This is a genomic window from Roseateles sp. P2_H4, from assembly GCF_056403315.1.
The window spans coordinates 25,894-40,066 of sequence record NZ_JBFUFR010000002.1 but is presented as its reverse complement, the minus strand read 5'-3'; the positions used below and the strand labels follow the sequence as shown (position 1 = coordinate 40,066).

The 14,173-nt window shown below is 60.9% G+C and carries 13 protein-coding genes; 5 read left to right on the top strand and 8 right to left on the bottom strand.

From position 1 onward, the window contains the following. Positions 1 to 82: 82 nt before the first annotated feature. Complete coding sequence (locus AC1DW3_RS01830) at positions 83 to 2,077, top strand: hypothetical protein (RefSeq protein ID WP_477928057.1); 1,995 nt, start codon at positions 83 to 85, stop codon at positions 2,075 to 2,077. A gap of 192 nt (positions 2,078 to 2,269) precedes the next feature. After that, positions 2,270 to 2,650, top strand: a complete 381-nt coding sequence (locus AC1DW3_RS01825; protein ID WP_477904178.1) for a hypothetical protein — start codon at positions 2,270 to 2,272, stop codon at positions 2,648 to 2,650. A 15-nt stretch (positions 2,651 to 2,665) separates the two neighbouring features. Here the strand turns inward: AC1DW3_RS01825 and AC1DW3_RS01820 are convergent, their stop codons facing one another. Next, entirely contained in the window at positions 2,666 to 3,073 is a 408-nt protein-coding gene (locus AC1DW3_RS01820) for a hypothetical protein (RefSeq protein WP_477904180.1), read from the bottom strand. 371 nt (positions 3,074 to 3,444) lie between these two features. Between AC1DW3_RS01820 and AC1DW3_RS01815 the strand changes: the two genes are divergently transcribed. Next, positions 3,445 to 4,386: a S1C family serine protease gene (locus AC1DW3_RS01815; protein WP_477928055.1), complete on the top strand. Its 942-nt coding sequence runs from the start codon at positions 3,445 to 3,447 to the stop codon at positions 4,384 to 4,386. A 75-nt stretch (positions 4,387 to 4,461) separates the two neighbouring features. Here AC1DW3_RS01815 and AC1DW3_RS01810 read toward each other — a convergent pair whose 3' ends face one another. From AC1DW3_RS01810 to AC1DW3_RS01780, 7 genes are all read right to left on the bottom strand, one after another. Beyond that, positions 4,462 to 5,511, bottom strand: coding sequence for a hypothetical protein (locus AC1DW3_RS01810; RefSeq protein WP_477904184.1), 1,050 nt, complete (start codon positions 5,509 to 5,511; stop codon positions 4,462 to 4,464). A 365-nt stretch (positions 5,512 to 5,876) separates the two neighbouring features. Next, complete coding sequence (locus AC1DW3_RS01805; RefSeq protein ID WP_477904188.1) at positions 5,877 to 7,058, bottom strand: TniQ family protein; 1,182 nt, start codon at positions 7,056 to 7,058, stop codon at positions 5,877 to 5,879. Next, positions 7,058 to 8,608: an ATP-binding protein gene (locus AC1DW3_RS01800; RefSeq protein ID WP_477904189.1), complete on the bottom strand. Its 1,551-nt coding sequence runs from the start codon at positions 8,606 to 8,608 to the stop codon at positions 7,058 to 7,060. The genes AC1DW3_RS01805 and AC1DW3_RS01800 overlap by 1 nt, the downstream gene beginning before the upstream one ends. 2 nt (positions 8,609 to 8,610) lie before the next feature. After that, positions 8,611 to 10,806, bottom strand: coding sequence for a hypothetical protein (locus AC1DW3_RS01795; protein WP_477904190.1), 2,196 nt, complete (start codon positions 10,804 to 10,806; stop codon positions 8,611 to 8,613). Next, positions 10,799 to 11,224 carry a hypothetical protein gene (locus AC1DW3_RS01790; protein ID WP_477904192.1) on the bottom strand — a complete coding sequence of 142 codons (426 nt, stop codon included), beginning with the start codon at positions 11,222 to 11,224 and terminating at the stop codon, positions 10,799 to 10,801. The genes AC1DW3_RS01795 and AC1DW3_RS01790 overlap by 8 nt, the downstream gene beginning before the upstream one ends. 11 nt (positions 11,225 to 11,235) lie before the next feature. Next, entirely contained in the window at positions 11,236 to 12,108 is an 873-nt protein-coding gene (locus tag AC1DW3_RS01785; RefSeq protein ID WP_477904194.1) for a TnsA endonuclease N-terminal domain-containing protein, read from the bottom strand. Beyond that, positions 12,105 to 12,314 (bottom strand): hypothetical protein, encoded by a 210-nt coding sequence (locus tag AC1DW3_RS01780; RefSeq protein WP_477904196.1) that lies wholly within the window; start codon positions 12,312 to 12,314, stop codon positions 12,105 to 12,107. Before AC1DW3_RS01780 ends, AC1DW3_RS01785 begins: the two co-directional genes overlap by 4 nt. A 227-nt stretch (positions 12,315 to 12,541) precedes the next feature. Between AC1DW3_RS01780 and AC1DW3_RS01775 the strand changes: the two genes are divergently transcribed. After that, entirely contained in the window at positions 12,542 to 12,814 is a 273-nt protein-coding gene (locus tag AC1DW3_RS01775; protein ID WP_477904198.1) for a DUF6471 domain-containing protein, read from the top strand. 59 nt (positions 12,815 to 12,873) lie between these two features. After that, positions 12,874 to 14,154 (top strand): RES family NAD+ phosphorylase, encoded by a 1,281-nt coding sequence (locus AC1DW3_RS01770; protein ID WP_477904200.1) that lies wholly within the window; start codon positions 12,874 to 12,876, stop codon positions 14,152 to 14,154. The last annotated feature ends 19 nt before the right edge of the window (positions 14,155 to 14,173 follow it).

Below are 14,173 nucleotides of genomic sequence, written 5' to 3'. Positions count from 1 at the left end.
TAGAGCTCGATGCAACAGCTGGTTGGAAGTCGGCGTTGGATGGAGACTCGGCGTTACGTGCTCTGCATGCTAGGAGGAAGCGATGAAGAAGCCGGCTAGCTCGCCTGTGCGTACCTCAGTGGACCTATGGAACATGTTTCAGCGGCAGGGCGGGCTGCTACCTGAGACCTATGACGCCGAGCTCCTTCAAGCGCTAGTGGCGGAGCTCGAACTAGACGGGGATCTCCAACTGGAGAGGCAGCTTGACACAGTGTCGCCGACACGGTTCTTGGTGGCGTTGCTGTCGGCCTTGCAGCCCTGGAGCAGCATGGTGTCGGATGTGCTTCAGATGTTCGAGCGCCACGGGGTCTATACGAGCAATGGTGAAGTGCTCGTCGAGTTCGACTTCCAAGCAGGCGACCTGGGAAAGCTGCGATTCGACGCGAACCACTTCAAGAAGGCGATCGAGGCTTTCCAGCGATTGCTTGCATCGCTTGAGACCATATCGACGAGCGACAACGAGTTGTTTGGGCTGAGCCCAGCATTGGAGAACGCGCTCGCAGCGTCGCACGGCATCCGGCAAGAGGATTGGGGGCGGGCAGGGAGCGCGGTGACGCTCGACGGCATTAGCTACAAGACGAAAGGGCCCCCCTCGTCAGCGGCTGCTCGCCGGTGGTTCGGGTATCGGCCCGGCGCGACGGATCCGGACTACCGCTTCTGGCCCTTCGACGATGCGCTACCGTTTCCGACCTGGCGGCCCAGCGACCCGCTGGCAAAGGCCCTCCGTCCAGTGGTTTCTGTCATCGTCGAGCTCTCAAGGCGCGTGTCGCCATACACGAGCTGGGATGGCCTGCAGGACGCTCGTCGGGACGAGAAAAGCGACCCTGCGGTCTGCACTACTCAGCGAGCTCCGATTGAGAGTTGGTCCCTAAACAGGGTTCTCGCTTCGCAGTACGACCGCATGTCGCGGTCCCTGCTCCAAAGACTCTGGCTATTGCACGATCTCGCGCCTCGCGAAGCTGGTGCGCGCGCGGCGCTTGCAGCTGAGGTCTCGCGATTGGTGTCTGAGCGAACCTCGATCGTCCCGCGACAGCCGCCAGGCCAAGTGCTTGAGGAGCTCTTGGCGCTGCCTCTTTGGCAGTTCAGGCATCAGCTGTATTCGGTTTGGCTTGTCACTGCCGTCGAAGGCGCCATGCCGTCTCATGCGGTCTTCCGTCTCAAACCGGTGCAGGGACAACTGCGGTTCTCCTTCAGCGCGACCCCCATCGCTGCCATCTCCGTGGAGCCCGAGGAGTTTGAGCTGGTCGCGGAAGTGAAGACACCGGCTCCTGAGGGAATCAAGCTACTGGGCAAGAGTCGGGTTTCGTCGGTTCAACCGGACTACCTGATCAGAGAGCGCGACTCAAAGAAGGTGCTGTACGTTCTAGAAGCGAAGCAGTACAGGGATGGCGACAAGAGCAATTTCTCGAAGGCGCTTCACGACTATGCGGCCACACATCAGGAAGCGCTGGTGGTCGTCGCCAACTATGGCCCGATGCCGCCGGATATGCGCGAGGCAGTCCAAGAGTTGGCGCGCAAGGCAGAGACCGATCTGAAGACAGCCGTCGTCGACCGCTGTGAGGCGATTGGCGATGTCCGCCCGGCTGAAGACGGCCTTCAGAGACTTCGCGAGCACATCGCGCTCATCCTGCCGCCCGCCCAATTGCCTCCGCCGAACTTGGTTGTAGACGCGACGCATTCGATGCTTCAGACCCTTCCGGAAGACCGTGAAGCGGTTGGAGTGTGGCCGGTGCTGCTCCGATGGCCTGGCCCAGTGGTCCTGGTTCAGGATGGCTCGCTCATGCCGCTGAGGGCAGGGGAGGACCTCTTGTCGGCGCTTCGATCCAGAGCCAGGTCGGTGCAATTGAACCTAGGAGCAGCGGCGATTGAGTTGCCTGCTGGCTGCGTTCTCATCACAGACGGAGGCGGGATGGAAGAGGCTCGCAATCACCTTGACCGGTTCCAAGCTGTAGTGGCTCTACAGGAACGCGGGCAGAAGCTTGAGTTGAAACTGGCTCCAGGCGCCTCCACATTCGTCGTTCAAAGCTTCGCCGGCTGAGGAGGTGTCCTCGAGGTGCAGGCGGCGTGGCTGGACTGGACAAGAGTCTTACTACGCAAATGGTCCAAGGCTTGTAGCTGAGCCAGAAAAGGCAACATGCCAACTCTTTCCAGGGGCGTCCGGTGGGCGCCCCTTGTCTTTAAGGCTAAATAACTGCCCCTACACAGGAAATCTCTTGAACCGGGGTCTGGTATGAAAGCCTCAAAAATCCTGTGTGCGCTTGGCGTGCTGGCCTTGGCGTTCCTGTCCGGGTGTCTAGTCAGCGACTACGCGACACGAACCGGATTTCCGTACAAGCTCTACATGCTTGAAGTCGCCTACGAGCCATCACCGGAAAGTGCCTGGCGCTGTGCTCGGATGGGCACAGCATATGGCGCTGATTTGTCGACATTCGACTTTAAGAAGCAGCAGCAGACCAACTGCGTGCTGCTGGTTTCCGCCGAGCGCAGGGAAGACGGCTCAGCAGATGTTCGTTTGGTCTCGTACACGTGGCAGGCAAAGCTGTTTGCGCATAGGGTGCCGACGCTGCATATTCCCGCAAGCAGGATAGTCTCTATGAAGGAGGCCAGCTAAGCTTATGGGGCGACCCTATCGAGCCACTGACCAGCTCTCTCGACTACCAGGGCAATTGTTCAGGCACTTATAGCCAATGGCCGTCGGCTGGATGGAGAAGTCGCCCGGCAGCCCGGCTGCTGGATTTGGTTTTCCCAACGTCACGTATAGGCCACCTTTAGCGTCTTCAGGAACCATCAGGCTTACTGACAAGCCGACCTCGGCGGACTTGTCAGCACCGTCGACCAGCAACTGAGAGGCTCCATGGTTGTAGCTGACGACGACGTTGGGCGATCCGTTGGACTCAAGAGCGATGCTGAGAGGGTCCGTGTCTTGGTGGACAGAACACGCGGTCAGCGCGGTGATGGTGAACGCAAGGATCGGGAGCTTTGCGGCGATCGCCATTTCTGAGGTAGGAAGTTCGAAGGGACGAATTGTCTTCACCGCACTTGCTCTTGAACCTCAAGACGGCGACGTTGATGTTTGAGGTTGCGCATTTCCGCACAGTTAGGGCGGGAGCAATCCATGCGGCGAGGCTTGGCGCTCAAGTGTGTAGTGCCTCCTCCTGGCCCGCGCGGGTCGTCGCCAATCCTTCCGCCTATGGGGCTCCACACGCAGATCCCTAGCACTTCGTGGATAGCCGTTCGGCCCGTGGGGGCTGGAAGCGGTGGCACCGTGTGCCAGCGTCTTCGTCCCAGTGACGCGCAGTCGATTTCTATGTCTGGCGCCTCGTGCCAGACTGCGAGGTGCTGGACGCTAGGGCGTTGCCGAGCAAGACACTAGAAAACCCGTCCGGCGCCACCATCTGGGCGCCCATGAACGCCCGCACCGACTTCCCTCTCGACGCCTACTCAGCCACCGTCGCCCATGTGGCGGAGACCGCAAGTGCGGCCGTCGCTCACATCAGGGTGCGCAAAAACGGGCGCGAGGCGGGAAGCGGCTCGGGGTTTCTCTTCACCCCCGACGGATTTGCACTGACCAATGCTCATGTCGTCGAAGGCGCGAATGAGCTTCGGGCTGCGTTCGCCGACGGAACCGAAGGTATCGCGCGGCTGGTCGGGCAGGACGCCTCCACAGACATCGCTGTGTTGAGGCTGGAGTCCCATCCGGCGGCCTTCCTGCCGCTCGGAAGCTCTTCCAACCTCAGGCCAGGTCAACTTGCCGTGGCGGTAGGCAATCCGCTGGGCTTCGACTTCACCGTCACTGCGGGCATCGTGAGTGCTCTGGGCCGAAGCCTGCCGGCGCGGGGTGGTCGGATGATTGAGGACGTTATCCAGACCGATGTGGCGCTCAACCCCGGCAATTCAKGTGGACCGCTGCTGGACGGTGCCGCGCACGTCATTGGTGTCAATACAGCCGTCATTCCCTCTGCCCAGGGTTTGAGCTTCGCCGTTGCGGTCGACACAGCCCGCTGGGTGGCAGGTGAGCTGATGCGCCATGGTGCCGTGAGGCGCGGGCGTCTTGGCGTGCAGTGCGCTGTGGTGGCTCTGCCGCGGCGCTGGGTGCGCGAAAACGATTGGCCCACAGCCACCGGCGTGCGCCTGATGGATGTGGGACCTGGATCCCCGGCGGCACAGGGCGGGCTACGTGAGGCCGACATCCTCATCGGCTGCGATGGCTTGCCCCTGGCGCAGCTGTCGGACCTGCTTAAGCGCCTGGCCGGTGAGGGATATGGCCGCCCCCTGTTGCTCAAGCTTTTGAGGCCGGTTGCAGGAACTCTCAAACCGATGGTGTTGGCTGTACAACCAGGTGGTTGAGTTCAGCCGTCTCGTAACGCAAGGCGCTATCTGCGCTGCTGTGGGGATGGTTGCCTGAACGCCGGTAAGGGGGAGTCAATGCTTCTGAGGCGGGCCAGCCCGCAGCTCTCTCAGAACTTCCTTGAGGATGTCCCACTTCCCGCGCATCTTCCATACGCGATACGTGTTCTCAATTTGGTGTGCGTCACCCTCTAGGGCGTGCCAGTGAACGCCGGTTCCCCATTTCTTCAGCGCTGCGTCCATGGTTGCCTTCGTCTTGGCGGCGCACCGGAAGCCTTGGACTGCTAGCACGCGAAGCACCTCAGCCCACTCGACCTCGTTCATGCACCATCGACCGTTCACGCTGGGGACGTCGAAGACCTCCTTCGCGGCCGGGTGCAATGCTGCGTTTTCCTTGAACGACCTAAGGTTCTCGTAGCTTTTCGAGGTGCCCATCTCCAGGTCGAAGACTCGATCCCGCATGCTCGAAGCGAATGGGAGCGGCTGTTCCGTTGGGGTGAGACTTCTCAAGTTGAGGTTCGTGGCAAAGATGATGTTCCCAGGCTTCAAGCCCGAGAAGGTCGCGTCGACCCGCGCGTTCGCAGGGGTCAGGCCCAGGCTGCCTTGTCTGGCGTGGCGATACACGCTAGTCCACATCCGGCGTGCGGAGGGGAAACAGGACAGCCAAAGTAGCCGTTCCTGAATGTGGCGGTCACCCCCATTCGACATTCCGCGCCTGCGTGGCAATACAACTCTAGGTTGGCCGTTGCCCAGGATAGGCATGAGGCCACGCTCGAGGCCAGCTGGGGAGAGGAGTAGGTCCCCAAAAATGGAAGGACGGCCCAACACCGTGGTCAGCAGAAGCGACGCCGGGATATGAATTTCCTGGCCACCGTGCACCAACGCATAGACGTGCTGACCGTCCACCGAAACGTCGTGCAGCCCGAGTGCATCCAAGTACGGACGCGCGTCAACGCGCTCCAAGCCAGCGAGGTCAACGTCTTCGATTCTTCCCAACTTCCGGCCGCGGTCCGGGAGCAAGAACCGTATCTCTCCAGGCCGCCCAATGCGGCGCTCGCCAGCCTTGTCCACCAGTATGGGCACGTGCCTGCCTTCAATTTCCTCGATGCGTTCTGTCCACTTCACTTGCGTACTCCATTTCTGAAGTACAGGCTCAGGTGTTTATCTTTCTCCTCCAATCGTTGGCGCAGATCTGTGACCTATTCGAAGACGTGTCTCCTCCTATAGGTGCGGCAGCAGCAACTGGCCGAGCAGCTGGGCGGCGTCCAGTTGCGCCTCCGGGAGGCCCCGTTTTAAGTCTGCGATTGCGCTGAGCACGGCCGTTTCCGCGCTGGCCGCCTCTCGGATGAACTCAAAGGTAAGGTGACCCGGCTTGCCAAGCAGCACGAGCGCGTCCGTGCAGCCGGCTTCTGCAACTCGGTCCAGGATGCCGTCGAGGTCGGCGTCCTCGGAAGGTAGCTCGCAATGGAGCGTGAAGTGGTATTCCGTGCCTAGCGAACCGAGGTGGACGTGCGGTCGCTGCGATAGAGCGTCTTGCCAGGCCGCAGGCGCTTGACTGTGACCGCTGAGCCTCTGAACTCACGCACAACGGCGCGCAGCTTGGGTAACTCGGCCATGCGGTGCCTGTAGGTGCTCCAGCAGCCGACTCCGCGTAGGAACTGCTCTGTCGTCAGTAGCCGACCATTGGCTAGGACTCGTTTGAGCTCCTTCCTTGCTTCACGGCTGTACAGGTCGTCCATCTGCCGCGCAGAGGAGGCGCCGGGGCCGCCACCGAAGTGGTCTATGGGCGGATTGCTCTGTTCGCGCAACCGGCCAAACAAGGCCTGAAGGACCGCATGCTTCGCTGGGACAAACGGCAGTGTGGTGCCGGGGCGCAGCATCAAACCGGCCCACAGAGCGCCTCTGGACCCTATCCGCATGCCAGCCTGACTCAGGAACCGCCTGGTGAATGTCGTGACAAGGGCGTTGGTCAGTGCCTGAAGGTTGACAGGCCTACTTGCCGACAGCCAGTCGCTGTCAATAGCCATCTGTCTGTAGGTCGCTGGTTCGACGTGCGCGCCGGGACTCCTTGGGCGCTGTAGCCATGCCACTGATATCCGCGCTACACGCTGCAAAGCGGTCGATGGCTCGCCTGTTCCAAGCCGGCGTCCTCTGCACTCGTGAGGTAGGCGCCTGTCATGGCCGTGCGAACTGATCGGCAGCTCGGACGCATGGAGGAAGGTTTGATGCAGCATGCAGATCAGCACGCCTGGAAGGTTGTGTGAGCGATGCCAATAGGACTCGCGCCAGCGATGAAACTCTTCCGCTGCGCAAAGCTTGCAGTACCGGCGAAACACAAGACCAAACGAGACGTTTTGCGTCACGGCACCCAGGCCTCTCGTGCGCGTTGTGTCTCCATAGACATTCGAGATCGCGCGGTCGTAGAAGCGCGCCTGCATCGTTGCGGTGGCGTACGGGAAGGGCGAGTGGTTCCAGAGGAGGTCGTCTGGCGACATCGCGAACAGCTTTGCAAGCTCCCGCAGCGGAGATGCACCGAGGAAAGACGGATGCCACCCGTCCCTCCCAAGGTGAACCCACCCAAGCCGGCCAATGGGCACGTTGAACTGGCGACTGCAGCGAAAGACCGCGCTGCAAGCCAGTTCGTCCTCGTAGGGGCGGCGAGCGGGCAGCATCAGTCGTCGAGCGCGGCGCCGAGGTCTCCTACCGGGGCGATGCTTGGGGGCGAGGGCACCTCGCTTGGCAACTTGTTGCGAGGCGTCCGCGGTTTCTTGGCCTTGGGGCCGGTCTGAACTTCGACAGGCTCGCCAGCCGCGTCAGCTGGCAACTCGAGCTCGTCGTCTTCGTCTTCCGGCTCGTCCCCGGGTGTGTCGACGAGGCCCTCCTGCGCTTGCTGACGGTCGAAAGTCATCTCGTGAGGGTCAATGCGGAGATAGGCAGCCAGGTCGGCGGCCTGTCCAGTGCGGTCGTAGTCCATGTCGCACATTGCGCGCGTCAACTCGGTAAGGGCCCCGAGCTCTTCCTGCGCAACCGCGTGGACAAGCTCCTCCGTCAACAGCTCTTCACCGCCATTGCGGATAGCGCGCAGCTGCAAGTCATGGAAGAGTTTGACGATGACATCGGAGATACCCTGGGTGTAGTAATAGAAGGTGTTGCGTATCCCGCGCGTGAGCTCGAACGGCGTTTTAGTCCACTGGTAGTCCCAAAGCAAGTTCAGGAAGACATCGAATTCGCCCATGAGCTCTTCGCCATCTGCTCCGGTCGTCGGCAAGGAGAGCGGCTTCCACGTCCGCATCCCACGGCCCACCATCCGGCGGAGCATGCTCATGCGCGAGCCGAGGATGTCCCTGAGCTCCGGTGTTCCGCACATGAGCATCGGAATCCCGGACTCATTGGTTCCAGTCAGCAGCAGGGTGGTCAAGGGAGTCTGGCCGCGCACGGGCTTGCTCGGCACGCGGCTCGACGGGGTCCGGTATTCCTTGTTCTGGCTTTCGTCGACAAGCAGCACGCCAACGTAGTGGGTCTGCATTAGCTGAATGGCGTCCATGAACAGAACCTCTGCGTTTTCGCGCCCGCTCAGGTACGTCTGGTAGTAGTTGCCTTGCGGAAATACCTTATCAATTGCTCTGATGATGGCGTGCGCGAGTGTGTTCACGCTTACGCCTTTGTAGGGCATCTCGATAAGCAGCGCCGGGATTTGGTAGATGTTGAGTTCTGGGTGATAGATGACCCGGCGGTACGGAGCGCTGACTCGCTTTAGTGCTTTGCTCTTGCCGATACCGGGGATACCGATGAGGGCTGCGGTGAACTCAGAGCTGATATCAGCGTCGTCCATCTCGAAGAACTCACCGCTCTCCTGGCGCTCGTAGAGCTGCTGTCGCTTGGCGTGGTCCTCTACAGAGAAGGGCGCGCGACTGACATACCCCTCACAAATCATGTAGTGCAGCATCTCCATTAGCTCGACCACGCGGGGGAAGGCAATGTAGAAGTCGCGCTGCAGTTCCTGGAGGCGCGCAATCTTCATTGCCCGGTCTAGCTTGCGCTCGGTCTTGGCATAGGCGGGGAGCTTTGTCAGGCGGCTTTGCAGCTCGAGGTGGTCGGGAAGCGGACGTAGCGCACGGATGAGTGGGTTGCTGTTGTAGCGCACGATGGGGTGGTCGAAGTAGTGCGCCGTGAAGACAGGCTGCTCGCGGCGGCTGCCGCCAGGGTGAGGTTTGACTTTCATAATTACTTTCGAAGGTTCAGGAGGGCCTGCAGGCCTTGGTTGCTGGCGGAAGCCGAGCTTGATTTGATGGACGGGGAAATGGGGCTGCGCGGGCCATCCGGCCCCGCGGGGCGAGAGGGCGCGGCCATCAGAGCGTCGTCAGCGGTAGACGCAAGGACCTTGGTCTGCATGCGCGCCTGCTTCGCCTGGGCTTCACGCTTCTCGACCGCGCCGTTGGTCCGCGATTTGTGACCGGCCTTATAGACAGCGGCCTGCGTGAGCTTGCGAGCCGCTTTCTCTCGAGCGATGGACTCTTCGTCGGCGTGAATCTCCAGCGCGAGGTTGTGTTCGGCAGCCAGGTCCTGCAGCGTGAGAAGTGCATCCTTGACGTGCTCGAGCTCGGCGAAGGACTTTCCCACGTGAATCAAGCTGCCATCTGACAAAGTCATCGTGGTCCACTTGGATGGGTCCTTGCGGTCATGGACGTAGATGCGGTCCACCAGGTTACGATGGAACGACGCCCGGACTTTGTAGACTTCGCGAGCTGCAGGTAGCAGCCACTTCGTCTTTTGCGACTTCTCTGGAACCCAGAGCAGGCCCTTATAGAAGACACCCGAACTGGTGACCGTGAACTTGTCGTCGCTTGGGAGCAGCTTGAAGCGAAGGTCCTCAGGGTCGAATCGCGTGAGCATCCCGGCGCGTTCTTCGTAGTCCCGCTGCCATAGGCGTGTCGGGATTGGCTGCTCACCCTTGTAGACGTCCGCTGCGGGCAACTCGATGCCGGTGTGAACCTTGTGGTTGTTAAGTCGTACGCCGGAAAGCAGCTCTTGCGCAGCCTCCTTCAATGTGCGCGTCGCTTCGCCTTTGTAGTCGTCCGTCTGGCGCTTTCCTTGGTCGGCCGAGGGCGTGTGTCCGCCAGCGTGGTCCTTAAGAGGAATCTGAACCACCTTGAAACTGCATTCGACGGAGCCCTTCAGAGCCGCCCTCCGCGAAGGAAGGTTTTGGACTGCGGTCTCTACACCGTCGGCTACGGCGTCGCTGTCGTAGCCAAGCATCTCCGTGCCGCGGTCGGCACGGAAGGCTTGGGGCCATGAGCCGTGCGCAACCCAATCCTCGGGGCGGTACTCCCAACCCCATCGTTTACAGAGTTCCTCTTTGTCCTCAACGAGCGACATCATTGCTTCCATCGCACCAGACCACGACGGCGCGTCAAGGGTCAGGTGGAAGCCGACGATGAGGCGGCTGAAAACATCAACGATGAGGTACAGGGTTGCCTTGCCAATTACGACCGACCGGTCGTCGTCAGCGCAAATCCAAATGTCAGGGATGGTCGAGTCAATCTCAAAGTACTGGCCAATGCCGTTGGCATAGTCGCGAGCTGAACCGGTCTTTGGCTTGACGTTGTTCTCGAAGTTGTCGTCGCCGAGCTTGCGGCGCAAGACGGTCTCAAGAGTCAGGTGTTTGTCCAGCAGGTACAGCACCTGCGCGCGGGTGGGACGCTCGCCCAACGGGCGCTGGACCTTTTTTCCTTTCGCGTCTTTGACGCTGAAGTGAGTTGCCACAACACGGCGGTAGACGAAGTGGCGGGTATTGGTCTTCCTTTTCTTGAAAAAACGCTTGGCCGTTGCCAGGACCTTCTTCTTTTGCGCCTCGTCCTTCCACTGGAACTTCTCGTAGCGAGAGTTGCGAGGGTCGCGGCCGCGCGCGGCCTGCTGCGAGGCAGCGTCAGAGTTCTTCGGTGTCCCGCAGCTGGCGTAGCTGCCGAGAAGCGCATCCTTAGTCATGCCTCCGCGCCAATACAGGCGCAGGCACGTCATGATGGTCTGCTTCGACGCGCCGGTTTCCTTGGCACGCTGCTCGACCAGCGGGCCACGCTTCTTCCTGAAGTAGACGTCCGAGTTTTGGACCAGTGGCTTGATGAGTCCCCAGCGCCATTCAAGCAGAGTTTCTGCCGGCGACTTTTTTCGCTCTGAACCTTCGGCCGAGTCGTCCTTGACCCGTACGTGGACCTTGCGGCCGCGCGAGGGCAGCCTGACATAGGTTCCATCATCGAGCCCATCGTCAAGTTCGTGGAACTTCCATTGATTTGGAAGCGCCTTCGGCTCGTCCATGCCGAACACGTGCGCGATCTTCTTCCCGCGGACGACCGTGACGTCGAGCAGGCGGAATGTTCCGCCGCTGGCGGACCGGAAGAGGTCGCCTTTGGCAATCTCAGCCACGGGCGCGCCTCGATGCGACGTGCAAGCGCTTTGCGGCGGCGTGCAGCGACGAATTCAGCCCATGCTTCTCTGCCGAGCCCCTAAAGGACTCCAGCCCGAAGAATGTCTCTGGATACGAGGTCATGCGCGGCTCACCCCGCTCGCGGTCTAGCGCCGCGGTACTGGCACAACGCATGGCGGCGAAGGACTGAAGAGGGGCGTGGCCACGGCGCCCTTTTGACTCCGCAAGGGTGATAGCTCCGGTATTCAGCGCCTCGCGAAAGCCATGACCGGGGATGGCCAGCAGTGGCTTGTCGTGCGTCGCTGCTTCGGCCAGGTAGACGACAAAAGCCTGCGCGACTGGACACCGGGCGCCACTTAAATTCAAAGTGGCGACGACACGGTAATAGCGGCGGGAATGGAAGTCGTAAACGTGCATGTAATGGGTCCTCAGGCGGGTGTGAGTTCACGCTTGGGGGCGAGCTGCGGAACTGCCTTAACGGTCAGCGCATGAAGAGGCGTCTGCTCCGGCGCCGGAGCGACGAGTTCGAACTCGACCAAGTGCTGCCACATCAGCAGCTTCATGCAGCGCAGGCCCAAGCCCACCGGCAGGCCGTGGTGCTTGTCGAACCAGCCGCAGTAGCGGTTCAGCGGCTGTGAAGCAAACTCGGGCTCGCTGCGGTGACGCAAGAGGTGGCGGTGCATGCGCATGGGCCACATGTCGAAGGCACCCTTGACCGGCTCAAGTTCTCCCGATTTCACCGTTGCCATACGCACCCACAGGATGTTCTTGACGACCTGCCGCGGGGTCTGTTCTTCGGTGACGACCAGGTGAGGCAGGCGCAGACGCTCGCAGGTAGCGCGAACGATGTTCAGCTTTTCCAACGTGCGTTGTCCGGTGAGGGCGTCAGAAGTCTTGCAGTCGATAGCCTTGCGAGTGACGCGTTTGCCCTTGCGAAGCGTCAGCACGCCGTCGACGGTCATCACCACCGGGATGCGAGTCCCGAGGTAGACGGGGTGCCGGTAGCCGAGCCTGGCCGCTCCCCATTGAGTCCAGTTGCGCTCCAGTGGCCACTGCTCCCAGTAGTCGACAAAGTCCTCTCGAAACTCAGCGATGAGGAAGGTGTCGCGTTCGATGTTCGACAGGAACTGCATCGTGCGGCCTGTCTTGGGGCTCCACATGCGGGTCGACACGCCCCGGGACGAGAGGTCGCGGACCCCAATCCATGGGATGTAGCTCGATAGCTCGCCCTGACCGTAGCCCTTGCGGATGCGGGTGGAAATCTTGCGGAGCGTCCAGGCTCCCTTGATGCGCTTTTTCATTGGCGCTTCATCCAGACGTTCAGCTGGGTGCTGTCGACTTCGAACACCTGGCCGGGACCCGCTCCAGGCCGGAAAGCAGGCATGGCCGGCCCGTTTCCGATGTGAAGCGCGGCAATATGGTTGGTGTGGCGGTCAAGTGCGACGGTCAGGTGCGGCCGCATGGGAGTCCGGCTTGTCGAGTTGGGGTTGTCCTGTCGGTTGGTCATGTTTCGCTCTCTAAAATCACAGGTAAGACGCGGCCTTACGGCCCTGGTCCTGAAGCGCGCTTCAGGTGCTTGGGTCGTCTAGCTTGGGTTGTTTAGATCTACAGCGGAGTGGGGACGAAGACGTCGCCGCCAAAGCTACTTTTGTCTCAAATTCGGTACTAAAGTCTTGCGTGGCGAGACTCTAGGATTTTTTGGCGACTTGCGCAAGTCGCTTGCGGAGCCTTGCTTTGAACGTTGATTGGGCGGATGCAGCGTCTCGTTTGTTGAAGGCCGAAATCGCCCGGGAAGGGGTGACGCTTGCGCAGTTGGCCAAGCGGATGCAGGCACTCGGACTTCAGGAGACCGAGGCCTCGCTGAAGAACAAGCTTTATCGCGGCACGTTTGCGATGATGTTTTTTATGCAAGCGATGCGAGCCTTGGGGCGTTCAACCGTGGATGTCGCTTCTGTTGTTCCCGACACGGTTCCGAAGGGAAGTGACCTGGACTCGTCGGCGCGTTAACACGGCATAAAAATGCCGGCGGGTGGTGCTGCAGCTTGGACGGCACCGGGAGGACCTTCATGGCGAGTTCCACAGCAGCGGCAAAGGCTCCGGTCGGCGCAAAGCTTGTCTGCCCGACTTGCATTGGTGACATCTACCTTGCCGCCGCGGTGGACGTGCCCGCTGGCCCGCGCAGATGCAGCTTCTGCGGAAGCATCGAGTTGGTCGCCGACCTCGTCGTTGTTGCAGCGCTTGCCGACAAGGCGCTCTCTTTGGTCGCACGCCAGGTTGTTCGCCGGCCTGGTGAGAACATCGGCAGCAAGTTCAGCTCTTACAACCGAGCAAGAACCTTGGAGGGGCTCGTTGAAGCCAACCTTCGAAACGCGCACGACGGAGTCGCCGGCGCAATCAACAAGAAGTTGCTCGCGTTCGGCGCTCTTCGTCGAGCGAAGGGGGCGGACCATGCATGGTCCAGCACGAATCGCTATTCGGCGGTGAGCCTTGCTCTTCCTCTTGCTACGGTGGAGGAGGAGTGGCAAAAATACCGTGAAGTGGTGGCTTCAGGCGGGCGGTTTTTCAACAAAAGGGCGCGAGAGTTCCTTGATGAGTTGTTCGATTCTCTCGACCGGCTCGACATGGAGGGGCGAGGGCCTAACGACCTTCAGCGCATCGGCGAAGTTTTCCGGGCTCGTCTTGCCACTAGTCAGGTTGAAGTAGACGCAATGTGTAAGGCGCCGGCACAACAGCTCTTTGCCCCGCCGCCCGAGCGAGCCAAGACCGGCCGGATGAACCCGGAACGGGTCGCCGCGTTTTACGGAGCCTTTGATGAGGCGACTGCGATTGCCGAGCTGCGACCCAGCATTGGCTCGATGGTTGTCGTCGGCAAGTTCTCGATTGCCAAGTCGATCCGACTCTTGAACATGCCGGCGTTGAGCTTCGCGAGTAGGGCGTCTATCAGTATCTGGGACCCTAGGTTCAAGCGCCGGCGCGCGATGAGAGCGCTTCTACATAGCCTTCAGGAGCGCGTGGGGCGTCCGGTGGTGCCAGGTGCGGAACATGAGTACTTGGCCACTCAGTTCCTAGCGGAGTATTTGTCCGTCCACAAGAACATCCAGGCGGTCGTCTTCGATTCAGTGCAGAACGCAGGTGGCAAGAACATCGTGATGTTCTCTAGCCTGCTGGGGACCTTTGATGCGCTGCAGCGGGCCTACACAGAGTCTCCAATCGAGTTCATCGACGGCTCAGTGCGCGTTCATGCTGTCAAAGAGGTGAGCTACAGGACTGAGCCAGCAGACCGGCAGCAGACCACACTTTGGGACGACGTGGAGAGCGAAAAAGCCACGACGACAGGTTCGTCCTAGCCATCCTCCCACGTCAGCC